At 61.9% G+C, this 22,864-nt stretch carries 23 protein-coding genes and 7 tRNA genes; 26 read left to right on the top strand and 4 right to left on the bottom strand.

Going from position 1 to position 22,864, the window contains the following annotated elements; translation table 11 throughout:
• The first annotated feature begins 1 nt into the window (after position 1).
• On the top strand, positions 2–853 hold the full coding sequence (locus G454_RS0116445; protein ID WP_027719430.1) for a nitrilase family protein: 852 nt from the start codon (positions 2–4) through the stop codon (positions 851–853).
• Between the two features lie 20 nt (positions 854–873).
• On the opposite strand, the gene G454_RS19980 is transcribed toward G454_RS0116445, so the two are convergent.
• A complete protein-coding gene (locus G454_RS19980) occupies positions 874–1,650 on the bottom strand; it encodes a YkgJ family cysteine cluster protein (protein ID WP_035108188.1) in 777 nt (258 codons plus the stop codon).
• 137 nt (positions 1,651–1,787) lie between these two features.
• On the opposite strand from G454_RS19980, the gene G454_RS21710 reads away from it, so the two are divergent.
• The 3 genes from G454_RS21710 to G454_RS19975 are packed head-to-tail and all read left to right on the top strand — an operon-like array spanning position 1,788 to position 5,537.
• Positions 1,788–2,357 (top strand): hypothetical protein, encoded by a 570-nt coding sequence (locus G454_RS21710; RefSeq protein WP_027719429.1) that lies wholly within the window; start codon positions 1,788–1,790, stop codon positions 2,355–2,357.
• Positions 2,358–2,410: 53 nt separating this feature from the next.
• Entirely contained in the window at positions 2,411–3,493 is a 1,083-nt protein-coding gene (locus tag G454_RS0116430) for a GerAB/ArcD/ProY family transporter (protein WP_027719428.1), read from the top strand.
• A gap of 40 nt (positions 3,494–3,533) precedes the next feature.
• Positions 3,534–5,537, top strand: coding sequence for an FAD-dependent oxidoreductase (locus G454_RS19975; RefSeq protein WP_051276654.1), 2,004 nt, complete (start codon positions 3,534–3,536; stop codon positions 5,535–5,537).
• A gap of 25 nt (positions 5,538–5,562) precedes the next feature.
• Here G454_RS19975 and G454_RS21705 read toward each other — a convergent pair.
• Positions 5,563–5,660, bottom strand: a tRNA-Sec gene (locus G454_RS21705).
• Between the two features lie 205 nt (positions 5,661–5,865).
• On the opposite strand from G454_RS21705, the gene G454_RS0116420 reads away from it, so the two are divergent.
• The 15 genes from G454_RS0116420 (at position 5,866) to G454_RS19965 (ending at position 19,231) form a co-directional block, all read left to right on the top strand.
• A complete protein-coding gene (locus G454_RS0116420) occupies positions 5,866–6,828 on the top strand; it encodes a polyprenyl synthetase family protein (RefSeq protein WP_027719427.1) in 963 nt (320 codons plus the stop codon).
• A gap of 16 nt (positions 6,829–6,844) precedes the next feature.
• Positions 6,845–7,579: a precorrin-2 dehydrogenase/sirohydrochlorin ferrochelatase family protein gene (locus G454_RS22495; RefSeq protein ID WP_245574442.1), complete on the top strand. Its 735-nt coding sequence runs from the start codon at positions 6,845–6,847 to the stop codon at positions 7,577–7,579.
• Complete coding sequence (hemA, locus tag G454_RS0116410; protein WP_245574444.1) at positions 7,464–8,771, top strand: glutamyl-tRNA reductase; 1,308 nt, start codon at positions 7,464–7,466, stop codon at positions 8,769–8,771. Before G454_RS22495 ends, hemA begins: the two co-directional genes overlap by 116 nt.
• A gap of 17 nt (positions 8,772–8,788) precedes the next feature.
• Positions 8,789–9,727: a hydroxymethylbilane synthase gene (gene hemC, locus G454_RS0116405; protein ID WP_027719425.1), complete on the top strand. Its 939-nt coding sequence runs from the start codon at positions 8,789–8,791 to the stop codon at positions 9,725–9,727.
• Positions 9,724–11,250 carry a uroporphyrinogen-III C-methyltransferase gene (cobA, locus tag G454_RS0116400; protein ID WP_027719424.1) on the top strand — a complete coding sequence of 509 codons (1,527 nt, stop codon included), beginning with the start codon at positions 9,724–9,726 and terminating at the stop codon, positions 11,248–11,250. The genes hemC and cobA overlap by 4 nt, the downstream gene beginning before the upstream one ends.
• A complete protein-coding gene (locus tag G454_RS0116395; protein ID WP_027719423.1) occupies positions 11,247–12,419 on the top strand; it encodes a radical SAM/SPASM domain-containing protein in 1,173 nt (390 codons plus the stop codon). The genes cobA and G454_RS0116395 overlap by 4 nt, the downstream gene beginning before the upstream one ends.
• 22 nt (positions 12,420–12,441) lie before the next feature.
• Positions 12,442–13,425, top strand: a complete 984-nt coding sequence (gene hemB, locus G454_RS0116390; protein ID WP_027719422.1) for a porphobilinogen synthase — start codon at positions 12,442–12,444, stop codon at positions 13,423–13,425.
• The gene (nirJ2, locus tag G454_RS0116385) at positions 13,425–14,429 is read left to right on the top strand and encodes a putative heme d1 biosynthesis radical SAM protein NirJ2 (RefSeq protein ID WP_027719421.1); all 1,005 of its coding nucleotides are present in this window, start codon (positions 13,425–13,427) and stop codon (positions 14,427–14,429) included. Before hemB ends, nirJ2 begins: the two co-directional genes overlap by 1 nt.
• Positions 14,426–14,887, top strand: coding sequence for a siroheme decarboxylase subunit alpha (gene ahbA, locus G454_RS0116380; RefSeq protein WP_027719420.1), 462 nt, complete (start codon positions 14,426–14,428; stop codon positions 14,885–14,887). The genes nirJ2 and ahbA overlap by 4 nt, the downstream gene beginning before the upstream one ends.
• Positions 14,888–14,900: 13 nt before the next feature.
• A complete protein-coding gene (gene hemL, locus G454_RS0116375) occupies positions 14,901–16,199 on the top strand; it encodes a glutamate-1-semialdehyde 2,1-aminomutase (protein WP_027719419.1) in 1,299 nt (432 codons plus the stop codon).
• A 151-nt stretch (positions 16,200–16,350) separates the two neighbouring features.
• Complete coding sequence (locus G454_RS0116370) at positions 16,351–16,998, top strand: redox-sensing transcriptional repressor Rex (RefSeq protein WP_245574441.1); 648 nt, start codon at positions 16,351–16,353, stop codon at positions 16,996–16,998.
• A 30-nt stretch (positions 16,999–17,028) separates the two neighbouring features.
• Positions 17,029–17,520: a TIGR00725 family protein gene (locus G454_RS0116365; RefSeq protein ID WP_027719417.1), complete on the top strand. Its 492-nt coding sequence runs from the start codon at positions 17,029–17,031 to the stop codon at positions 17,518–17,520.
• On the top strand, positions 17,520–17,915 hold the full coding sequence (locus G454_RS0116360; RefSeq protein WP_425387456.1) for a secondary thiamine-phosphate synthase enzyme YjbQ: 396 nt from the start codon (positions 17,520–17,522) through the stop codon (positions 17,913–17,915). The genes G454_RS0116365 and G454_RS0116360 overlap by 1 nt, the downstream gene beginning before the upstream one ends.
• An 82-nt stretch (positions 17,916–17,997) precedes the next feature.
• Positions 17,998–18,084, top strand: a tRNA-Leu gene (locus tag G454_RS0116355).
• Between the two features lie 154 nt (positions 18,085–18,238).
• A complete protein-coding gene (locus tag G454_RS19965; protein ID WP_051276651.1) occupies positions 18,239–19,231 on the top strand; it encodes a tyrosine-type recombinase/integrase in 993 nt (330 codons plus the stop codon).
• 136 nt (positions 19,232–19,367) lie between these two features.
• Here G454_RS19965 and G454_RS0116340 read toward each other — a convergent pair whose 3' ends face one another.
• Both G454_RS0116340 and G454_RS20670 read right to left on the bottom strand, forming a co-directional pair.
• Positions 19,368–19,877, bottom strand: a complete 510-nt coding sequence (locus G454_RS0116340; RefSeq protein WP_027719415.1) for an ImmA/IrrE family metallo-endopeptidase — start codon at positions 19,875–19,877, stop codon at positions 19,368–19,370.
• 131 nt (positions 19,878–20,008) lie between these two features.
• Positions 20,009–20,644, bottom strand: coding sequence for a helix-turn-helix domain-containing protein (locus G454_RS20670; RefSeq protein WP_051276649.1), 636 nt, complete (start codon positions 20,642–20,644; stop codon positions 20,009–20,011).
• 246 nt (positions 20,645–20,890) lie between these two features.
• Here G454_RS20670 and G454_RS22985 point away from each other — a divergent pair, with 246 nt between their 5' ends.
• From G454_RS22985 to G454_RS19950, 7 genes are all read left to right on the top strand, one after another.
• A complete protein-coding gene (locus G454_RS22985) occupies positions 20,891–21,028 on the top strand; it encodes a helix-turn-helix domain-containing protein (RefSeq protein WP_084413570.1) in 138 nt (45 codons plus the stop codon).
• A 482-nt stretch (positions 21,029–21,510) separates the two neighbouring features.
• A tRNA-Ser gene (locus G454_RS0116330) sits at positions 21,511–21,601 on the top strand.
• A gap of 5 nt (positions 21,602–21,606) precedes the next feature.
• A tRNA-Gln gene (locus G454_RS0116325) sits at positions 21,607–21,681 on the top strand.
• 12 nt (positions 21,682–21,693) lie between these two features.
• Positions 21,694–21,786 (top strand) — tRNA-Ser (locus G454_RS0116320).
• A 7-nt stretch (positions 21,787–21,793) separates the two neighbouring features.
• Positions 21,794–21,871 (top strand) — tRNA-Asp (locus G454_RS0116315).
• A gap of 144 nt (positions 21,872–22,015) precedes the next feature.
• Positions 22,016–22,090: transfer RNA gene (locus G454_RS0116310), tRNA-Trp, on the top strand.
• Between the two features lie 580 nt (positions 22,091–22,670).
• Positions 22,671–22,864, top strand: a 194-nt coding sequence (locus tag G454_RS19950) for a hypothetical protein (RefSeq protein WP_035108186.1), incomplete at its 3' end; no start/stop codon positions are given.

Genomic DNA, 22,864 nt, shown 5'->3' with positions numbered 1-22,864 from the left:
GATGAAGGACCTCCGCATTGCCCTGGTGCAGATGCAGGCAGTTATCGGCGACGTGGAGGGCAACCTCCAGAAGCTGGCCTTCTTTACGGAAAAGGCCGCCCGGGAAAAAGCGGAAATTATCTGCTTTCCCGAGCTGTGCGTGCAGGGCTACCACCGAGAGCGGGCGGCGACCCGGGCCGAGCCCATACCGGGAAGGAGCACGGATTTTGTCTCCCGCCTGGCGCGCGCGTTTAACGTGCTCATCCTTTTCGGCCTCGCCGAGCTCTCTCCGGGTCCCAAGCCTTACATCACCCAGGTGCTGGCCTTCCCCGACGGCAAGGTGGAAAAATACCGCAAGACCCACCTGGGAAAAAGCGAGCTCCCCTACTTCAGCCCCGGCGACCGGCTGCCCGTCTTTGCCACGGAAAAGGCCTGCCTGGGGGTGGAGATATGCTGGGACCTCCATTTTCCCGAGGTGACGACCATCCTGGCCCTCAAGGGAGCAGAGATTATCTTTGCCCCCCACGCCTCTCCGTCCATTGTGGGCAACCGCAGGGACATCTGGCTCAAATACCTTTCCGCCAGGGCCTACGACAACAGCCTCTTTGTAGCCGCCACAAACCTGGTGGGCTCCTGCGGCGAAGGCCAAGAATTTTGCGGGGGAGCGCTGGTGCTGGACCCGAAGGGCAACGTTGTTGCCGAGGACTTCGGGGGGCGGGAAAGCATCCTGGTGGCCGACCTGGATGCCGCCTTGCTCAACACCATCCGGGGAAACAAGTCCCCTTCCATGCGCCACAGCTTTTACCTGCAGTTCCGGAGGCCCGAGCTATACGGTGAACTACTGCACCTGCCGGCAAAAATCAACCCCGGGTAATCGCCCACCCGGGGTTTTTTCTAGCCCTCCCCGCCGCCGGCGGCCTTTTGTTTTTTCTTCGCCTCTTCCAGCACCCGGTCCCTTATCTTCAGGGCATCGCCGATGACCAGGCCGAACTGCAGCCACCGGAAGCCCAGCTGCAAGAGTTCCAGGTCGTCTTCCTTAACGCGCGCTATCTCCTCGGGTTCGATCTCGAATATCTCCAGGAACCTGCTTTCAAAGACAAAGCGGCGGAAGCGGTCCAGGTCGTAGCAGGCCATGTAAAACATCTCTACAATGCGCGGGTTGACTATTTTTTGCGCCAGCACGCGGGGGCTGCTGGAAACAAGCTTAAAAGTAGCCTCCACTTCCTCGTAGAGGAGAACCCCCTGCTCCTTGAGGTAATCCTCTACGGACAGCTCCCGGGGCTCGGCCAGCCCTTTACAGCGGGAAACATCGGTTAAAAGGCCGAACTCATACTCCGAATACTTGTCCAGGGGGAACATGCGGCAGGCCCAGGGGCGCTCGTCGTAAATCTGACATCCCTGCGCGGTGACAAAGGGACACTTCTTATCCCGCTCCTCGTCCATCTTTAATGCCACCACCGGGAGTCCCGTGCCCTCGCCGACCAGGGTGACGGTGTAGCGCTCCAGAAACTCCCGGGAGGAAAGGCCGAGCTTTTTGCGCATGCGCAGAACGTCAAAAGGCGTAAGGTAGATGTTCACATCGCGGCAGCAGTGGGTAAAGCAGGGAAGCCCCGGGTGGCAGGCAAACTGCAGGCGGCTATCCAGGTTAAGGGTGGGTTTCCCTTCGGCCATCTTAAAACTCCTTTCCGCACAGAACTTTGTTCTTCGTGGAACTATGTTATTATACCTCCATTCTTTCTCCCCGCACAAGGGGTATAAAGAATAAAATCCGGTCTTCCCGGTCAAAATGGAAGGAAGAGGTGATAGAAGTGCTTAAAGGTACGCGCAGCATATTTTACGCCGCCTACCGCTCCTGGCGCGAAAGGCGGCAGAGGGGTGAACTCTGGCGTTTCTCCCGCAAGCCTCCCAGGGAGGACCCCCGCAGCCGTCTCGCCCGCCTGGTCGACCTGTGCGGCACGTTACTCCTTGTATGGATCTCCAGCCTCTTCCTCTTAAACATCTTCGGGGCAGGGCTACTGGCCCCTTTTGCCGCCACAGGCCTTACCGTGCTCACGGGGGCGATGGCCGCCAGGTTCCGGCAGAAAAGGTTTTGCGCAGAGTTGCGGCAACGCCCGGACAAAAGCCAAAAGAACGCTCTGCGGCCCTTCCCTTACCTGCTGGCCCTAAAGCGCGCCGCCCTCCGCCAGGAAAAAGCGCGCTCCTACCTGCTTGCCGGAACCTTCCTCCTGGCGTGCCGCTTCCTTCTGGGCCCGGAGCTGCCGGCAAGCAGCCTTTACCTCCTCCTGGCCGCGGCCAACATGCTCCTGGGCCTTGCCTGCCTGGTATGCGGGGAAAAGAAGGCCGGCCCGAGCGACCGCTACGGCCTCCAGGAACCCTAAAAGCCTTTTCAAGTTAAAGCGCCGTCCAAGAAAACAGCCGGGGGGAAGGCCGTTTGCAGGCGAAAGAGAAAATCTCCAGCTTGCAGGTAATCTACCTGCTGGTGAACGTGGTCGGCGCTACGGCCATGGTTTTCCTGCCCAGCCTGGTGGCCGCCGTGGCCAGCAGGGACGCCTGGCTGACCCCTCTCCTGGCCACCATACCCGGCATTTACGTCATCTTTGTCGTTACGGCCCTGGGCAGGATCTTCCCCGGCAAAACCCTGGTGCAGTACAGCGAAATTATCCTCGGCCCCCGGCTGGGCAAGATCCTGGCCTTCCTTTACGTGGTGTTTTTTTTGCACGTTAACGGCATCATCCTCCGCGAATTCGGCGAACTGCTTTCCTCCACCATTTTGCCCCGCACGCCCCAGGTGGCCCTTATCTCCCTGATGGTCCTCCTCTGCGCCTTTGCCGTTTACGAGGGTATCGAGGTCCTGGCCAGGGTCATGGAGCTTTCCTACCCCCTCATGCTGACCCTCTTTGCCTTCCTCCTGGTGCTTGTTGCCGGGCACATGGAACCTGCCAACCTCCTGCCCGTGCTGGAGCACGGCCTGGGACCGGTTCTCCTGGGGAGCCTTGATCCCGTCGCCTGGAGGTGCGAGGTTTTTCTCCTGGCCATGCTCTTTCCCTACCTGGCCAGGCAGGATGCCGCCCGGCGCGACGGCGTCATTGCCGTGGTAGCCATAGGCATCATCCTCACCGTCGACACCCTGGCCAGCACAGCCGTCTTCGGCCCCACCACCGCCCGCCTCACCTACCCCACCTTTGAGCTGGTAAGGATGGCCGGGCTGGGAACGTTCCTCAGCAGGCTCGATGCCATCTGGATGATCATCTGGATCGTGTCCATTTTCGGCAAGGTAGGCCTCTTCCATTTTGCCACGGTGGTGGGGGCGGCCAACCTGCTCGGGCTGGAGGACTACCGGCCCCTGGTGGCCCCTCTGAGCATCCTCCTGGTGGCCCTGGCCCTGGGGCAGTTCGGCAATGTAGTGGAAATGGCCCACTGGATCGTCTTCACCTGGCCCCCCTACGCCTACACCTTTGAAATCGTCCTTCCCACCCTTTTGCTTGCCGCCGCCCGGTTCAAGAAAGCCCGGTGACGTGATATAATGGGCTTTGCAAGCAAAAGGGGGTGCTACCGTGCCTTTAACCCTGCCGCCCTGCAGTTTCAGCTGTCCCGTGCACACCGACGTGCCCGGCTACCTGGCCGCCATTGCCCGCGGGGACTACCGCCGGGCGGCGGTACTCATCAGGGCCAACAACCCCTTTGCCTCCGTCTGCGGCTGGGTCTGCCCCCATCCCTGCGAGGACCGCTGCCGGCGGGGGGCAAAAGACGCCTCCCTATCCATAAGGGCCCTCAAGAGGTTTGCCCTGGAAATGGCAGGTCCCGGGTACCCGCCTCCTCCTTCTCCCTCCGGGCTGCTCCCCTTTCGCGTGGCGGTGGTCGGAGGAGGCCCTGCCGGCCTCACCGCCGCCTGGTCCCTGGCCCAAAGGGGATACCGCGTGACGGTTTTCGAGCGCTCCCCTGAAGCCGGCGGCCACCTCTACCACTCCATCCCCACCTACCGCCTCCCCCGCCGCGCGGTAAGGGAAGACGTGGAGCGCGTGGCAAAAGCAGGCGTGGAGATCCGCAACGGCGTGGAAGTGGGGAAGGACGTGTGCCTGGACGAGCTCCGCGAAGTGTTCCACGCCGTCATCCTGGCCGTGGGCCTCTCCCAAAGCCGCAACCTGAACCTGCCCGGCTTCGACCACCCGGGCGTCCTGCTGGCCCTCCCTTTCCTGCAGGGGGCAAATGCCGGAAAGCCCCCGGCGGTTGGGGAGAGGGTGGTGGTCGTCGGCGGGGGAGACGTGGCCATGGATGTGGCCCGGACGGCCCTGCGCCTGGGTGCCCGCGAAGTGCGGGTGGTTTGCCTGGAGTCCCGGGAGGAAATGCCCGCGCACTCCTGGGAAATAACAGAGGCCCTGGAAGAAGGCGTAGAAATCTGGCCGGGCTGGGGACCGGCACGGGCAGAAATTGCCGGAGGCCAGCTCAAGGGGCTGGAGTTAAAAGGCGTAAAGTCCGTTTTTGACGAAGAGGGGCGCTTTAACCCGCAGTTTGACGAAGGGAAAACGTCCTTCGTGCCGGGAGAAACCATCGTCCTGGCCATTGGGCAGGGCGCCGATTTCTCTTTCCTGGAAAAAAGCGGCATAAAGGTCGGCCCGCGGGGGTGCCTGGAGGTCGACCCCCACACCCTGGCCACCAGCGTGCCGGGAATTTTCGCCTGCGGGGAAATAGCCACCGGTCCCGGCCCGGCTGTAGCAGCCGTGGCCAGCGGGCACAGGGCCGCCGCCGCCGTCCACCGGTACCTGCAGGGAGAAACCGCCCGGGAAGAAGAGCTTTCCGTCCTTGCCCCGGTGCCGGAAAGGGTGCTGGAGCGGCTGCCTACCTTTTCCCGCCAGGATCCCGCCCTCCTGCCGGCGCAGGAGCGCCGCGCCTCCTTCGTCCTCCAGGAGCTGGGCTACTTCCCAGCACAGGCCCTGCGGGAGGCCGACCGCTGCCTGCGCTGCGGCCTGGGGGCTGAAGTCATCCCCGAGCGCTGCGCCGCCTGCCTGACCTGCCTGCGGGTGTGCCCCTACGGCGTGCCCGTCATTGAGGGCCGGGCGCGCATCCCGGCAGAATCCTGCCAGGGCTGCGGCATCTGCGCCGCTCACTGCCCTGCCGGAGCCATCTCCGTGAGGGGAATTAACAGGGAAGAAGGGCCGGGAGAGAGCGCGCGACCGGGCGGCACACCATCCCTAGTGATTTACGCCTGCCAGAGGACCTTCTTCCAGGGGCTCAACCCCCAGGAACTCGCCGGTAAGCCGGAACTGAAAGACGCACGGCTGGTTCCCCTACCCACGGCGGGCGCCCTGGACCCCCTGTGGCTCATGCAGGCCCTGGAGGAAGGCGCGCAAGGAGTGGCGGTAATAACCTGCGGCGAGGAAAATTGCCGCCACATGGGGGGCGCGGCCAGGGTGCGCAAGATGCTTGCGCGCTGGCGGGGGATGATGGAGCAGTTGGGCATTGAACCCGCGCGCCTGGACTGGCACGAGCTGGGGCGGGGTGGCGACCCGCTGGGCTGGCTTCTCGCCTTTGCCCGCCGCCTAAGCGCCCTAAGGGCATAAAAAATTCCGGGCAAGCCCGGAACGGTGGCGGGAGTGTGTGGGAATCGAACCCACCCGGGACGGGACTGCCGCCCCACGGCTGGTTTTGAAGACCAGGAGGGCCACCAGGCCCCATCCACCCCCACGGTTATTTCCAGCTGGCATTAAATTATAACATATAGAAAGGCTGTCGTAAACCGATGGGGTTTCGTGGCCATTGATTTTACCGGCAAAATGTAATACCTTATTAGTGTGGTACAGCCTGTCCCATACAGCCGGCACTGCTTGTCTCACCAGGCACACCTCATAACAGCCCACAACTGCGCGCGGGCAGGTGAAATTTAACTTAATGCTTGATCTGCCGGAGATAAAAGAGGAAATGGCCGCGGTGGAGAGGGAGCTAAGGGCCACCCTCAAGACCTCGGTCCCGCTGCTTACCGAAACCACCCAGCACCTCCTGCAGGCGGGCGGCAAGCGCCTGCGCCCGGCTTTTAGCCTCCTGGGCGCCAAGTGCGCCGACTTCAAGCTGGAGCGCGTCCTGCCGCTGGCGGTGGCCCTGGAGCTGATACACATGGCCACCCTGGTGCACGACGATGTGGTGGATGCAGCCGTGACCCGCCGCGGCGTGCCTACCGTCAGGGCTCAGTGGGGCAACCGCATCTCCACCCACGTGGGGACGTACCTTTTTGCGCAATCGTTAATTCTCATTGCCGGATATTACGACAACCCCATGATTGCCCAGGTGCTGGCAAACACCAGCATTAAAATGTGCGAGGGAGAAATACAGCAGATTGCCAGCACCTTTGACGTACAGCAAAGCATTAAGGATTACTTCCGGCGCATTAACCGTAAAACCGCCCTGCTCATTGCCGCCAGTTGCCAGCTGGGTGCCGTAGCCTGCAACGCGCCCAGGGAAACCCATGCCGCCCTGCGGCGTTACGGCCACCACATCGGCATGGCCTTCCAGATCACCGACGACATCCTGGACCTGGTTGCCGACCAGGAGCAACTGGGCAAGCCCGTGGGCAGCGATCTGCGGCAGGGCATCATCACCCTCCCGGTAATTTACGCCCTCACCCACAGCCCCAAGCGGGAGCGCCTGAAAGCCATCATCTTTTCCCGCACCCGGGAGGAGGAGCAAATTGAAGAGGCCATTGCCATTGTGCGCCGCTCGGGGGGCATCGAGTACGCCGTAAAGGTAGCCCAGAGGTTTACCCTCAAAGCCAAGAGCTCCCTCAAACCCCTGCCGGACCGCCCGGCCAAAAAAGTGCTGGCCTCTATTGCCGATTTCGTGAGCTCAAGGAAATTCTGAGAAGGGCGGGAAAGCGTTGCCGGAATTCTACCCTGCTCTCCTCAACCTTAAAGGGCGTCCCTGCCTGGTGGTGGGCGGGGGGAAGGTGGCCGAACGCAAGACGAGGTCCCTGCTTTCCTGCGCAGCAAAGGTAAAGCTGGTGAGCCCCCGGCTCACGCCCGGGCTGCAGGAGCTGGCCGCGGGAGGGCAGATAACGTACCTGCAGAGGGAGTTTCAGCCTTCCGACCTGGAAGGGGTTTTTCTGGTCGTTGCCGCCACCGATAGCAAGGAAGTCAACCGCAGGGTGGCCCGGGAAGCCCTCGCCCGGAATCTGCTGGTAAACGTCGTCAACGACCCGCAGAGCGGCAACTTTTATGTGCCTGCGACGGTGCGGAGGGGGCCGCTGCAGATAGCCGTCTCCACCTCGGGGAGGAGCCCCCTCCTGGCCCGCAAGATAAGGGAGCGGCTGGAAGGGGAGTTCGGGCCTGCATACGGGTGCCTGGCCGAGTTCCTGGGCGAGATTCGCCGCCGCGCGCGGGAGGAAAGCGCGGGCGCTTGCCTGGGGGAGGGCCAGGCCTCGCCCGGCGAAGAAATCTTGCTGCTGGTCAAGCGGGGAGAACTCGAACTGGCAAAGGAGCGGGTGTGCGATGCTTATTGTGGCCGTGGGGGTAAACCACAGGACGGCACCGGTAGAGGTGAGGGAAAAGCTTTCCTTTGCGGAAGGCTCCCTGGAAGGGAACCTCTCCCGGCTGAACAGCCATCCGGTGGTTGAGGGGTGCGTGATCCTCTCCACATGCAACCGCACGGAAATTTACGCCGCCACCAGAAAGCTGGACGAGTGCCTGAACGCCATATGGGAATTTCTGGCGCAAAAATCGGGGGCCAGCATTTCGGAAATCAGGAACTACACTTACGTGCACACCCTCCAGGATGCCATACGCCACCTCTTCCGCGTGGCGGCAGGCCTTGACTCCATGATCCTGGGTGAAACGCAGATCCTGGGACAGGTGCGGCGCGCCTACCAGCTGGCCTGCCGGCACCGGGCATCCAACCGGGTGCTCAACACCCTCTTTCAGCAGGCCATCAGCGTGGGCAAGAGGGTGCGCACGGAGACGGGAATCGACCAGAACGCCGTCTCCATAAGCTACGCGGCGGTGGAGCTGGCCAAGAGCAAATTCCCCGAGCTCTCCCGGCACAAGGTTCTGATCATCGGCGCGGGCAAGATGAGCGAGCTGGCCGCCCGCTACCTGGTGGCCAACGGCGTATCCGGCGTCATTGTCTCCAACCGCTCCTACCAGCGGGCTGCCGAGCTGGCCGCCCAGCTCAACGGCCTTGCCGTCAGGTTTGACCAGCTCTACCGTTACATGGAGGAAGCCGACATTGTCATCAGCTGCACGGCAGCCACCCACTATGTGGTGCACTACCGCGAGATGGCCGAGGTGGTTGCGCGCCGGCAGGGCCGGGAACTCATGATCATCGACATCGCCGTGCCGCGGGACGTGGACCCCGCCGTGGGGCGGCTCCCGGGTGTGACCCTCTACGACATAGACGACCTGCAGCAGGTCGTGGACCATAACCTGGCCCAGCGCAAGAAGGCAGCCGCCCTGGCCGAGGGCATCATCGAGGAAGAGCTACAGCAGTTCATGCAGTGGCTAAGCATGCAGTTTGTGGTACCCACCATTATTGCCCTCAAGCGCTGGGGAGAAGAGCTAAAAGAAAGGGAGCTGCGCCGCGCCTTAAACCGCCTGGGCCCGCTTTCGGAACGCGAGAGGAAAATAATCGGCTCCCTGGCCAACTCCCTGGTCAACCAGGTGCTCCACGTACCCATCACCCAGCTCAAGTCCTATGCCCTTACTCCGGAAGGTCACCTCTACATGAAGGTGCTGCAGAACCTGTTCAGGCTCGAGCTTCCCGGTGAAAAGCCGGTTGGAGAGGCCTCCCGGGAGCGGGCGGCGGAACGTTAGGGGGAAAATCCTGTTTAATGAAACGGGAAATTGTCATCGGCACGCGGGAAAGCCGCCTGGCCATGTGGCAGGCAAGATGGGTGCTGGAAAGGCTGCAGGCGCTTTACCCGCACGTTTGCTTTACCTTGCGGGGAATAAAAACCCGCGGCGACCGCATCCAGGAAGTGGCCCTGAGCAAAATAGGGGATAAGGGCCTTTTCACCAAAGAGCTGGAACTGGCCCTGCAGCAAAGGGAAATCGACCTGGCCGTGCACAGCATGAAGGACCTGCCCACCTCACTGCCGGACGGCCTGGCCGTAGGGGCCATTTGCCCCCGGGAGCATCCCGGGGACGTGCTCGTCTCCCGCGCCGGCCACACGCTCGAAGAGCTGCCTCACGCCGCCCTGATAGGCACCAGCAGTACCAGGCGCGCCGCGCAGTTGCGCCACTACCGGCCCGACCTGCGGGTAACACCCGTGCGCGGAAACGTAACCACGCGGCTGCGCAAGCTGGAGGAGCTAGGGCTGGATGCCCTGGTGCTGGCCTACGCCGGGCTCCACCGTCTGGGCCTCGACCACCTGATCACCCAGCGCATTCCATACCGCATCTGCCTCCCAGCCGTCGGGCAGGGCGCCATTGGCATAGAGGTGCGGGCGGGTGATGGGGAGGTTCTGGAAATGATCAGGCTCCTGGACGACCCCCCGACCAGGGCCGCCGTAACTGCGGAGCGCTCCTTCCTAAGGGAGCTGGAAGGGGGCTGCCAGGTACCCGTAGGTGCGCTGGGCGAGGTGAAGGACGGCTGCCTCATCCTGGAAGGAATGGTCGCCACCCAAGATGGGAGCCAGCTGGTAAGAGATAAAATTAGCGGGCCTGTGGAGCAAGCCGAGAGCCTGGGCAGGGAGCTGGCGGCAAGGCTTATGGCCCGCGGGGCAGGGGAAATTTTACAAAAAGCGCGTCAGGAGTTCGATCAGGCATGAGCAAAGGAATGGTTTACCTGGTAGGCGCCGGCCCGGGCGACCCGGATCTTATCACCGTAAAAGGCCTGGCCTGCCTCCAAAAAGCCGAGGTCGTCGTTTACGACCGCCTCTCCAGCTCCAGGCTGCTCTCCTGCGCTCCCCCAGGGGCAGAGCTTATCTACGCGGGCAAGCACCCTACCCGGCATGCCCTGACCCAGGAGGAAATCAACCGGCTTTTAATTGAAAAGGCACGCCAGGGAAAAACCGTGGTGCGCCTGAAAGGGGGCGACCCCTTTATTTTTGGCCGCGGCGGGGAGGAGGCCGAGGCCCTGGCCGAGGCCGGTATCCCCTTTGAGGTGGTTCCGGGGGTAACCTCGGCCACCGCCGTGCCGGCTTATGCCGGCATTCCCGTTACCCACCGCCGCTGCGCCTCCACCTTGGCCGTGGTCACGGGCAATGAGGACCCCTCCCGCGAGGACACCCGTATTGCCTGGGACAAGCTGGCCACCGGGGCGGACACCATTGTTTTCCTCATGGGCATGGCCAACCTGGAGTTCATCGCCGGGCAGCTCATGGCCCACGGGCGCCACCCGGACACCCCGGTGGCAGTCATCCAGTGGGGAACCCTGCCGGAGCAAAAAACAATTGCTGCCCCCCTTAAGGAGATTGCTGACCGCGCAAAGGAGGCGGGCTTGACCAGCCCCGCCGTCATCGTGGTGGGGGAAGTGGCTTCCCTGCGGCCGAAACTGAGCTGGTGGGAGAAGAAGCCCCTTTTCGGCCGGCGGGTCCTGGTCACCCGCTCCCGGGAGCAGGCAAGCCAGCTCTCCGCCCTGGTAAAGGAGCTGGGCGGCGAGGCGGTGGAATTCCCCACCATCAGGGTGGTAGAGCCGGACGACCTTACCCCCCTGGACAGGGCCATAGCAAACCTGCCCTCTTACCGGTGGGCCATCTTTACCAGCGCCAACGGCGTGCGTTTCTTCCTCAAACGGCTCCTCGATCTGGGGGAGGACGTGCGGGCGCTGAAGGGGGTAAACCTTTGCGCCATCGGCCCCAAAACCAGAGAGGCTCTGGAAAGGTACGCCCTGCGGGTGGCCTACGTCCCTGAAGAATACCGGGCAGAAGAAATTGCCCGCGGCTTGGAGAAGCACATTAAGCCCGGAGACCGGGTGCTGCTGCCCCGCGCGGATATAGCCCGGCGGGTGTTGGCCGATATGCTGCGCGAAATGGGCGCGGAGGTAGACGAAGTAACGGCTTACCGCACCGTGCCGGACGGGGAAAACGCGGAGGTCATCCGCCGCATGCTGGCCCGGGGGGAAATTCACATCGTCACCTTCACCAGCTCCTCCACCGTACGCAACTTTGTTTCCCTCATGGGCAGGGAAGGCCTGCCGGAATTGCTGGGGCGCGTCACGGTGGCCTGCATCGGCCCGGTTACCGCGCAGGCAGCCCGGGAACTCGGCCTGCCCGTGCACGTAGAAGCCCGCCGCTACACCATCGAGGGGCTGGTGGAGGCCATTGCCGAAGCAGGGGGGAAGGGCAAGTGATAAGCGTGACCAGCCTCCTCTGTCAGACCAATTCCTTTGGCGACCGGCTGCGCTATCACCCTTCCTCCCGGCACCAGAAACACGGCACCTCTCCGGGCCGGGGGCCGGTAGTGGTCTGGAACATGACCCGCGCCTGCAACCTGCGCTGCCTCCACTGCTACGCCGCCGCCAGGGAGAGGCACCCCGGTGAGCTAACCACCCGCGAGGCCCAAAAGCTCATCGACGACCTGGCGAGTTTTAAGGTGCCCGTGCTCCTCTTTTCCGGCGGCGAACCCCTCTTGAGGGAGGATTTCTTCGCGCTGGCCTCTTATGCGGCTGCCCGCGGCCTGCGTACGGTCCTCTCCACCAACGGCACCCTCATTGACCGTAGGACCGCCGCGCGCCTGCGGGAAGCGGGCGTAAGTTACGTAGGCGTGAGCCTGGACGGGGTAGGGGAGACCAACGACCGCTTCCGGGGCCACCGCGGGGCTTTTAAGGCCGCCCTGGAAGGCATCCGCTTCTGCCTGGAGGCCGGGCTACGGGTGGGCATTCGCTTTACGCTTAACCGCCACAACTACGCCCAGCTGCCGGCCATCTTTGCTTTAATTGAAGAGGAAGGCATCCCGCGGGCCTGCTTTTACCACCTGGTCTACAGCGGGCGGGCGCGCTACATGATTGGTGACGACCTCGGCCACGAGGAAACCCGCGCAGCCCTTGATCTCATCATCGAAAAAACAATGGAATTCTGCCGTCGCGGCGCAGAGAAAGAGATCCTCACCGTGGACAACCATGCCGACGGGCCTTACATTTACCTCAAGTTCCGCCGCCAGGATCCCCAAAAGGCGGAAGAAATCTACCGCCTGCTGCGGCAAAACGGCGGCAACCGTTCGGGCATAGCCATTGCCGCCGTGGACTGGGAGGGCAACGTGCATCCCGACCAGTTTTCCCTGCACCATACCCTAGGCAACGTGCGGCAGAGGAGCTTTGGCCAGATATGGACGGACGACTCCCACCCCACCTTGCGAGGCCTGCGAAACCGCCGCAGCCTCCTGCACGGGCGCTGTTCCCGCTGCCGCTTCCTGGAGGTATGCAACGGCAATTTCCGCAGCCGGGCGGAGGCAGTTTACGGTGATTTCTGGGCCCCGGACCCGGCATGTTATCTCACCGAGGAGGAAATTAAACCGGCATAACGTAAAAGGAAGGTGTATTGCCGTGGCTTTCCCCACCCACCGCCCCCGCCGCCTGCGGGAAAACGAGGCCATCCGCCGCCTGGTGAGGGAGACAAGCCTGCAGGCAGGGAACTTTGTATACCCTCTCTTTGTGGCCCACGGGCGCGGCCTGAAAAGGCCCGTGGAATCCATGCCGGGCGTCCATCACTTTTCCCCAGACACCCTCCTGGAGGAGGCCGCCGAGCTGGTGGACCTGGGCATTCCGGCAGTAATCCTCTTCGGTCTGCCGGCCTACAAGGACGAGGTGGGCAGCGAGGCGTACGACGACGAGGGGATTATCCAGCAGGCCGTGCGGGCGCTCAAAGAGCACTTCCCGAACCTCCTGGTCATCACCGATGTCTGCCTCTGCGAGTACACCAGCCACGGGCACTGCGGGGTAGTGGAAGGGGGGCGCATCTTAAACGACCCCACCCTCGACCTGCTGGCCCGCATCGCCCTTTCCCACGCGCGGGCCGGGGCAGACGTGGTGGCTCCCTCGGACATGATGGACGGGCGGGTGGCGGCCATCCGCCAGGCCCTGGACGAAGCCGGTTTCCCGCACCTGCCCATCATGTCTTATGCGGCTAAATACGCCTCCGCCTTCTACGGGCCTTTCCGGGAAGCGGCCGGCTCGGCTCCCCGCTTCGGCGACCGCCGCTCCTACCAGATGGACCCGCCCAATGCCCGGGAGGCCCTGCGGGAAGTGGCCCTGGACCTGGAGGAGGGCGCCGACATCGTCATGGTTAAGCCGGCCCTGGCCTACCTGGACATCATCCGCCGGGTGAGGGAGGAATTTCACTGTCCTGTAGCCGCCTACAACGTCAGCGGTGAGTACGCCATGGTTAAGGCCGCCGCGCTAAAAGGGTGGATCGAGGAGCGCCGCGTGGTGTTGGAAATCCTTACGGCCATAAAGAGGGCCGGGGCGGATATCATCATCACCTACCATGCCAAGGATGCGGCCCGCTGGCTCAAGGAGGGCTGGATCTAGTGCTTGTTTCCTGGAACGCTACCAATGCCTGCAACCTTTCCTGCCGACACTGTTATCGCGATGCCGGAAGGAAGCTCGCAGGAGAACTGGACACCGCCGAAGCCGTTAACCTCATCGACGAAATAGCCCGGGTCGGGTTCAAGATCCTCATCTTCAGCGGCGGAGAGCCCCTCCTGCGCCCGGACATATACGAGTTGGTGAGATACGCCGCCTCCCGGGGCCTGCGCCCGGTTTTTGGCACCAACGGCACCCTGATTACCGGCGGGGTGGCCGTAAAGCTAAAGAAGGCCGGGGCGGCAGCCGTAGGCATAAGCCTGGACAGCACAAACCCTTCCCGGCACGACCGCTTCCGGGGAACCGTCGGAGCCTGGCACGCAGCCGTGGAGGGCATGAAGGCCTGCCGGAGCGCCGGATTGCCCTTTCAGGTGCACACCACCGTGATGGAGTGGAACTGCCGGGAAGTAGAGGAATTAACCGATCTGGCCGTGGAGCTGGGAGCTACGGCCCACCATGTGTTTTTCCTCGTTCCCACCGGCAGGGCCGCCAATCTGGAGGAAGAATCGTTGCGGGCGGCACAGTACGAGCAACTCCTCTCGCGCTTGGTGAAAAAGCAGGAGGAAGTGCCCATCGAGATAAAACCCACCTGCGCTCCCCAGTTCATGCGTATCGCGTTCCGCATGGGCAAAAAGCCGCGCTACCGGAAAGGCTGTCTGGCCGGCACGGCCTACTGCCTGGTCACCCCGGAGGGAGACGTCCAGCCGTGCGCCTACCTGAACGTCCGCGTGGGCAGCATCCGGGAAGTGCCCTTTTCCCGGCTGTGGAAGGAAAACCCGGTGTTCCTGCGCCTGCGCAGCGAGGAATACGGCGGGCGCTGCGGGCGCTGCGCGTACCGCCGGGCCTGCGGGGGCTGCCGGGCCAGGGCCTATTTTTACCACGGGGACTACATGGCCGAAGAACCCTGGTGCCTGTATGAGGCCCGAGCGGCGGGGGAAGGTGGCCCATGAACCTCGACAACCTGGACAGGCAGCTGCTCAACCTCATTCAGAGCAAATTGCCCCTGACACCGGAACCCTATAAGGAACTGGCCCGGGCCCTCGGGAGCAGCGAGGAGGAAGTCATCAACCGCATAAGAGGCCTCATCGAAAGGGGCGTGATCCGCCGCCTGGGAGCCATCTTCGACTCCCGCCGCGTGGGCTACACCGGCACTTTGTGCGCCTTAAAGGTGCCTCCGGAAAGGATCCCGGAAGTGGCCGGGATAGTCAACCGCTTACCGGGGGTAACCCACAACTACCTGCGGGATCACCCCTACAATATGTGGTTTACCCTGCTGGCAGAATCGCCGGAAGAGCTAAATGCCGCCATAGAGGAAATAAAGCGGCTTACCGGCATAGAGGACCTCCTCAACCTGCCGGCAGAGAAGGTCTTTAAGATCAGGGTTAATTTTGAGCTGGAAGAGGATTAGGGGGGAGAAAGGCTTGCCTTCACACGAGAAATCGCGGGAGCTTTACGCCAGGGCCCTCCGTTACCTCCCCGGCGGGGTAAACAGCCCCGTCAGGGCCTTTAAAGCGGTGGGCGGCCAGCCCCTTTTCATCTCCCGGGGCCGGGGAGCGTACATTTACGATGCCGACGGCAACGAGTACATAGACTACGTCTGCTCCTGGGGGCCGCTGATTCTGGGGCACGCCCACCCGGAGGTGGTGGAAGAGCTGGAGGCCTGCCTGAAGGACGGCACCAGCTTCGGGGCACCCACGGAAAGGGAAGTGGAGCTGGCCAGGGAGATTGTCGAGGCCATGCCTGCCGTAGAGGTGGTGCGCCTGGTAAACTCGGGCACGGAGGCCACCATGAGCGCGCTGCGCCTGGCCCGCGCCTACACGGGGCGCAGCAAGATCGTCAAGTTCGAAGGATGCTACCACGGCCACGCGGACTTCCTCCTCATTAAGGCGGGGTCCGGGGCGCTGACCCTGGGAGTGCCCAGCAGCCCGGGAGTCCCGCCGGCTGCAGCTTCCCTCACCATCGTGGCTCCCTTTAACGACCTCGGGGCCGTAGAGGAGATCTTTGCCCGGGAAGGCCACGACATTGCCGCCGTTATTGTGGAGCCGGTGCCCGGCAACATGGGCGTGGTGCTCCCTCGGGAAGGTTTTCTGGAGGGTCTGCGGGAAATAACCCGCCGCTACGGGGCCCTGCTGATCTTCGACGAGGTGATCACTGGGTTCCGCCTGGCCTACGGCGGCGCCCAAGCGGTTTACCGGGTTGCTCCCGACCTTACCTGCCTGGGCAAGATTATCGGGGGCGGGCTCCCCGTAGGCGCGTACGGCGGCAGGAAGGAAATCATGGATCTGGTCGCCCCTGCGGGCCCGGTATATCAGGCCGGTACCCTCTCGGGCAACCCCCTGGCCGTCACCGCCGGCCTGGCCACCCTGCGGGTGCTCAGGCGCCCCGACACATACGCAGAGCTGGAGCGCAAGGCGGCCCTCCTCCACCGCGGGCTTCTCGAGGCGGCCCGGGAGGCGGGCGTGGAGGTAATCATAAACCGCGCGGCGTCAATGCTCACCGTCTTCTTTACCGGCCGGGAGGTGGTGGACTACACTTCAGCCTGCACCTCCAACACCAGCCGCTTTGCCGCCTTCTTCTGGTCCATGCTGAACCGGGGAATTTACCTGCCCTGCTCCCAGTTTGAGGCTATATTCCTCAGCCTGGCCCACACGGAAGAGCACATTGAAAGGACGGTGGAGGCGGCGCGGGAGGCCTTTAAGTCCGCCTGCCGGGTGACCTAGCCTCGTTAACCCCTTTAACCATTCCCCCGGGGAAAAGCCCTTTTCAGGGCTTTTTCTTTACCTTCTGCCCAAAAGTCATTTGACACGGCACGGGACTAATGGTATAAGATTATCTAGATCTAGCATGTGAATTTTATAACTTAAGGAGGCGATGCCTTTGAAAACCCTGCGCGTGCCTGAAGCCACCGTAACAAGGCTCTCCATATACTCGCGCTACCTGGAACAACTTGACAGAAACGGCGTAACCACCGTTTCTTCCGGGGAAATTGCCGAAGGGGTAGGCGTCAGCCCCGCTCAGGTGCGCAAGGACCTGGCCTACTTTGGCGAGTTTGGCACCCGGGGAGTAGGGTACAACGTCAAGGACCTCCTGAGGTACACGAAAAAGATCCTGGGCCTTGACCAGCAGTGGCCGCTCGTCCTCGTGGGGGCAGGCAATCTGGGATACGCCCTCTGCACCTACCGGGGCTTTAACAGCCGCGGTTTTAAAATCGTCGGCGTTTTTGACAACGACTTGGCCAAAATCGGCAAGAAAATAGGCGAGCTGGAAGTGCTCCCTATGGAAAAAATGCCCGAAGTTATCAGGGAGCACGGGGCGCGCATCGGTATTATTGCCGTGCCTCCCCAGGCAGCACAGGAAGTGGCCGACTACATGGTGAAGAACGGCCTGGAGGCCATTCTTAATTTTGCCCCTGTGGCCTTAAACCTGCCGGCGGGGATTGAGGTGCGGAATGTGGACCTCTCCGTGAAACTGGAAATACTTACCTTCAACCTCGGCTTTAAGTCTGCCCAGCGCCTGTAAGCCGGGCCTGGACGAAAGAGGCGCGTAACCGTGACGTGGTACATCGGGGTCATCGGCGGCGCAGAGTGCTCCCCTGAGGAGTGGCAGCTGGCAGAAGAAGTGGGAGAGGAAATAGCCAAGAGGGGCGCCATTCTCATCTGCGGCGGGCGGGGAGGAGTTATGGAGGCGGCCTCCCGGGGTGCCCGCCGGGCCGGCGGCCTGGTGGTAGGCATACTGCCGGGGCGCCACCGCAAGGAAGGAAACCCCTACCTGACGGTGGCCCTGCCCACCGGTCTGGGCGATGCGCGAAACGCCGTCATTGCCTGCTCCGCTGACGCCCTCATTGCCGTCGGCGGCGGCTATGGCACCCTGTCCGAAATAGGCCTGGCCCTGAAAATGGGCAAACCGGTGGTCGGCCTGGCCACCTGGAGAGTGGAGCGCCGCGGCATAGCCGGCGACATCAAAACGGCAGCCGGTGCCCGGGAAGCGGTGGAGCTGGCGCTGCGCCTCGCCTGCCAATACCTGAAAGGAGAGGACCTATGATCCATACCGTAAACCTTTACACCACCTCCCGTTGTCAGCTAGTGGACATAACCGCCCACGTGCAGAAAATAATCCAGGCGGAAAAGGTACAGGAGGGCCTCTGTTACCTCTTTGTCCCCCACACCACAGCCGGCATCACCGTAAACGAACACGCCGACCCCTCGGTAGCCCACGACGTGCTGGCCCAGCTGGAAAGGCTGGTTCCCCGGGAGGGCGATTACCGCCACCTCGAGGGAAACGCCGACGCCCACGTTAAAGCCAGCCTTATGGGTTGCTCCCTTACGCTGCTCGTTTCCGGCGGGCGGCTTGTGCTGGGCACGTGGCAGGGAGTGTTCTTCTGCGAGTTTGACGGACCGCGGCAACGAAAGGTGCTGGTCAAGGTGGTCCCCGCTTGAAAGGGAGCCGGGAGAATTTCCGTGCCCCCCTCTTGTCAGGAAGGCAAAATTGTATTATAATAACCACCAGCAAGGCAGATGTGCGGCAGTGGCGGAATTGGCAGACGCGCAAGATTCAGGTTCTTGTGGGCGCAAGCCCGTGGGGGTTCAAGTCCCTTCTGCCGCACCAAATCCAGCAACATCAAGGCCTCCGGGGATCGCATACCGGGGGTTTTTACTTTTTGCCCCCCGCAAGACCCGGGGGCAGGTCTTGCGGAAAGTCTTGCGAGGAGTCTGGCGCGTTCGGGGAAAACCGCAGAAACCCGAGGAGGTCCCGGAAAACCGTGACCCGCGCCAGAAAGAAGAGGGTCATCTCCCTACCCCCCGAGTTCAAAAACCGCGTTGCGGAAATCCCCCGCGAAACCTGGACCTTCGGGAGGGCGCTGGAGAGCTTCGCCCGCCACCACAGGGTGAAGGGTACCCGCGAGTCGACCATCAAGTGGTACATGAGGTGCCTGGATGACTTCAAGCGGTTCTGTGAGGAAGCCAGAGGCATAGCGGAAGCGACGCAGGTCAGGAGGGAGGACATCGAGGAGTACATCCTCTCCTGCAGGGAGCAGAACCTCAAACCCACCTCAATCAACGGCCGCATCAGAAGCGTAAGGGCCTTCTTCAACTTCCTCGAAAGCCAGGGAGCGCTACGGACCAACCCCGCGAAGGGCATCTCCCTGGTCAGGCACACGGAACCCGTAGTCCCCACCTTCACGGAGGATCACGTGCGCAGGCTGCTGGAGCAGCCCGACCTGTCGACCTTCGCCGGGCTGCGCGACTACACCATCATGCTCCTGCTCCTGGACACCGGCGTGCGCATAGGGGAACTCCTGAGGGCCAGGAGGGAAGACGTAGTCTCCGAGGGCGGCTACCCGGCATACCTCGTAATCCGAAACCCCAAGAACCAGAAGGAAAGGGTGCTACCGCTCTCCCCGAAGACCCAGGGGGTCCTCAGGCTTTACTCCGAGGCCCTGGACAGGCTCTTCGGCCCGGACTCCCCCCTCTTCCCCAACCAGGAGGGGGAACCCATCAGCAAGCGGACGGTGCAACAGCGGATAGCCGCCTACGGCAGGAGGGCGGGCCTCAGCGGCGTGCGCGTCTCGCCCCACACCTTCCGCCACACCTTCGCCAAGTTCTGGATAATGGAGGGCGGGGACGTGCTCAGCCTTCAGGAGATCCTGGGGCACGCCGACCTGGAGATGGTCAGGCGCTACGCCCGCATGTTCACGCCCGACCTGAAGAGGAAGCACGAGAGGTTCAGCCCGGTGACCAGGAAAGGCTTTTAATCCCCGGTCCGGGGGAAGGGGCCGCCGGGTACGCACCCGCAGCGGGTCCGATCCCGCCGCCCTGGGTTCCCCGCGCGCCACACGGTCCCGCCGGAGGCACGGGGTGCGGGCGGGTTCCGGCCTTTCCCCTCCACCTTCATGCCACATCCCCCTCATACCCGGGCACCTCCACCCCCAGTTCCCGCAGGAAGCCCGGGCCCCTGAGGCGGGCCGCCCCGACGAGGTACTCGGCGGCTCCCAGGGGCACGCCGTGGGCCTCCGCGAAGGCGTAGAGGTTGTAGCCGCACGCCTCGAACAACTCCCGGTTCCAGGCGAGGAGGTACAGCAAGGCGAAGAGGTTCACCTCGGCCTCGCGCCTCCAAGAAACGCCACAGTGGAGCCGCCGCAGGCGGAACCTGACCTCGCCGGGGTGGAAGACCTGGTGGCCGACCTCGTGCACGAGCGCGCCGTCCTGCCTGGCGGGGGGCAGGGAGGCGTCGACGAACACCACCCTCTTCCCGTCCACGGAGAACGAGATGCCGTGAGCTGAGCGGAGGGGCAATTTTACTGGCACCACGCCCAGCTCGCGAGCGAGGTCGGCCGGAGAAAGCAGGCCGTACCTGCGGATGACCTCCTCAACCCTGCCTGACACAAAATCCAAGAGCACGCGGATACCCCCATACAGCGAACGTATGTACGTTGCCGGACAAGCCCCAGTATAGCAGAAACCCGGCAGGGAGGGAAGGGGCGAACGCCCGAAAAATTGCGACGAAATTCGACAAAAAAAAATAAAAAGCCCTACCCGGCCAGGCGCTCAGCTCCCCGACGGCGCGGAACCACCACCTCCTCCGCCCAGAGGGGAGCTTTTTTTGCGGTCAGCCTGCTCTGCTTGAGGAGGAACTTCAGGAAGTAGACCATCGCGTCGCGGATGTCGAGCAGTACATCCTCGTCGAGTTCGTGGCCCACGGGCACGCCGTCGAACATCACGTGGTCGGAGCGGAGCACCATGTCCAGCGCCTCCTCCACCGTCAGGGTCTCGGGGTCGCGGTCGGCGAAGCGCTGGAGGAGTTCGGCGACGGTGAGGCGGGCTGGTTTGGGGGATTCTGTTTCTTTTTGCTTTGTATCTTTTTCTTGTTCCGTATTTTTAACCGAAGATTCTTTTGTTTGTTCTAACGACCGGAGTGACTTCTCTGCCTCCTGTTCCATTTCTCGCCTGGCACTCTTTGGGGTGGGGTCATTGGTGCGGCCAAGAAGGTAATCGGTAGAAACATTGAAAACGTCCGCAAGTCTTTCAACCCACCTTAATTCAGGAACTCTTCCACTTTCCCAAGAGGCAATTGTTCCGCGTTTCACTCCAACTATAGAAGCCAACTCCTTTTGTAGGTAACCTCTCTGCTTTCTCAGCATTTTTAACCTTTCAGAAAAGGTTGCCACTCACACACACCCTCCCACAAGTTTTTCTTTATTTTAACCTAGAATGTTGCTGATAGCAACATATGTTGTTGTGTGCATCAATTTTAGTCTATCCCCCTTGACAGGTTGCGATACACAACATAAAATAGAGTTAGTCGTGTTGCAATATACTGCACAAGGCAGGTTATGCTGTCATGGGCAACAAACCAAAGAACCAGTCTCCTCTACAAAGGAAACTCATGGAAGCGGGGTTAACACACGAGCAGTTTGCGAAAAAAAATAGGTATTTCCCGCTCCTTTGCCACCCAAATCATAAACTCGACACGGTACCCCTCTCTACGCATAGCGCAAAAGATTTCAGATTTCTTTGCTATTCCTATCAATGAACTTTTTGACATCAAGTGATGCGTGGTGACTTACTGATGAACACGAGTTGCCTATCTAAGCTATCAAGAGAAGAAATACAAACCCTTAAAGACGAGATTAAGATCGAACTCTTAAAAGAAATCCGAAGAACCTCCCAACTAATAAACCCAAATTGGCCTTGGAAAGAAGTCAAAGCATTTATCCTAAACAAGCTAGAAAAGTTTCCACCCTACGACCAATATCAGTTGCTCACCGCAGTCTCTGCAATAATTCGCTACTCCCTAAAACTAAGAAGAGTACGAGATATGTCAATTGACCAAGTAGAAGATGCAAAGAAAATTGCCTTAAAAGTATTAGAAACTCTCCCAAAAGAAGAGTAAGAGTATTAACTATACCAACCCAGACTGTTTTGGACAAGTACGGCCTCAGGAGGCTACCGCGCGGGGACATGGTGGCCGTGGCTTCGGACGTCCCGGGTTGGCTGGAGTTGAGATCACGGGCGCGGATCCCGCGGTGGGCGCGGAGGGGTGGCCGAGTGGACTAAGGCGGCGGCCTCGAAAGCCGCTGGGCCACCAGTTGGTCCCGCGGGTTCGAATCCCGCCCCCTCCGCCACGCACAGGGGGGTGGCCAAGCGGGCAAGGCACGGGGCTTTGGACCCCGGAGCGCAGGTTCGAGTCCTGCTCCCCCTGCCATTGAAGCGCCACGGAGGGGTGGCCGAGCGGCAAAGGCACCCGCCTGCTAAGCGGGTGGGCGGCTGAAAAGCCGCCCCGGGGGTTCGAGTCCCCCGCCCTCCGCCAGTTAAGCGGGGCGGTAGCTCAGGGGGCTGAGAGTGCTGGCCTGTCAAGCTGGAGGCCGCGGGTTCGAGTCCCGTCTGCTCCGCCACTGCGGGAGCGGCAGCATGGGAGTCCGTGGCGGGGCGCCCGGAGCAATACCGACCGCGGCGGCCGCATGCGTCGGTACCAAGGTAGCTGGCCACTACCTGTTACCGGAAACCCCGGTTCAATTCCGGGCCGCTCCCACCAACACGGGGGAGTAGTTCAGCGGCCAGAACTCCGGACTCCAAATCCGGCAACGCGGGTTCGAGTCCCGCCTCCCCCGCCAGCAGAAGATTTACGAGGGGGACAGAAAGGAAGTGGATCTCTTCAGGTGCGGGTACTGCGAGCATTTCAGACCGCTCGGGAGGAGCGGCGTCGGCTCGTGCACCGAGGCCAAAGGCGCCCTCCACGGCGGCCACGTCACTTGGGCCACCTCAAAGGCGTGCGGGAGCTTCGCCCTGCGGCCGAACGACTGCGGGGAGGGGGTGAGGGAATGTGCAAGAGGGTCATTTTCCTCTACCGCGGAACGGTCAGGGGCTTGCTAGAGGCAGTGAGAAAGTGGATGAGGTGCAACTCAACTAGAGAAAAAGAACGGCCTTGGGAAAAACCCTCGGCCGTAGAAGAAAGTTGTCCGTTAATTGCTTCTCTTCCCTATTGTATCAGAAAGCTTAGTTGCAAAGAAAGGTAAGCTACCGCCATCTAGCATATCAAGAAAGTTTCCGGCAGGTTTCCGTCAGGTTTCCGGTAGGTTTCCGGTCGGTTTCCGGTGGGCCGGATCGCTGAAAGCCAGAATTCACGCGGGTTTGAGGGATTCGGTTTCCGGTTTTTAAGGGGTATATACCCACTGGAAAAGGGTGGTGTGGAAGATGGGAGACAATGCCAGGGGAATTGAGGCAACCACAGTTAGCACTCCCGACAGCGCGGTCGGCGTGGAAATCAAGGTTAGAAAGAAGTACTTCGATCTCGAAGAACACAAGGTAACCCTCGAAATCTTCGTCGGCGCACCCTTCAATACAACGGTCCGCAAAACAGGGAGCATCGGCAGGATAGCGTTCCAGCT

The sequence above is a fragment of the Desulfovirgula thermocuniculi DSM 16036 genome (assembly GCF_000429345.1).
Lineage (GTDB): Bacteria > Bacillota > Desulfotomaculia > Desulfotomaculales > Desulfovirgulaceae > Desulfovirgula > Desulfovirgula thermocuniculi.
Note: the sequence above shows the minus strand (reverse complement) of the source record. Positions and strands in the feature narration are given on the sequence as shown.

Excerpts from the sequence above, each read along its gene's own strand:
- G454_RS0116445 (WP_027719430.1), top strand. The coding sequence starts at position 2 with ATGAAGGACCTCCGCATTGCCCTGGTGCAGATGCAGGCAGTTATCGGC.
- G454_RS19980 (WP_035108188.1), bottom strand. The coding sequence starts at position 1,650 with ATGGCCGAAGGGAAACCCACCCTTAACCTGGATAGCCGCCTGCAGTTT.
- ahbA (WP_027719420.1), top strand. The coding sequence starts at position 14,426 with ATGAACCTCGACAACCTGGACAGGCAGCTGCTCAACCTCATTCAGAGC.
- G454_RS0116420 (WP_027719427.1), top strand. The coding sequence starts at position 5,866 with ATGCTTGATCTGCCGGAGATAAAAGAGGAAATGGCCGCGGTGGAGAGG.
- G454_RS0116370 (WP_245574441.1), top strand. The coding sequence starts at position 16,351 with ATGCCTTTGAAAACCCTGCGCGTGCCTGAAGCCACCGTAACAAGGCTC.
- cobA (WP_027719424.1), top strand. The coding sequence starts at position 9,724 with ATGAGCAAAGGAATGGTTTACCTGGTAGGCGCCGGCCCGGGCGACCCG.
- hemC (WP_027719425.1), top strand. The coding sequence starts at position 8,789 with ATGAAACGGGAAATTGTCATCGGCACGCGGGAAAGCCGCCTGGCCATG.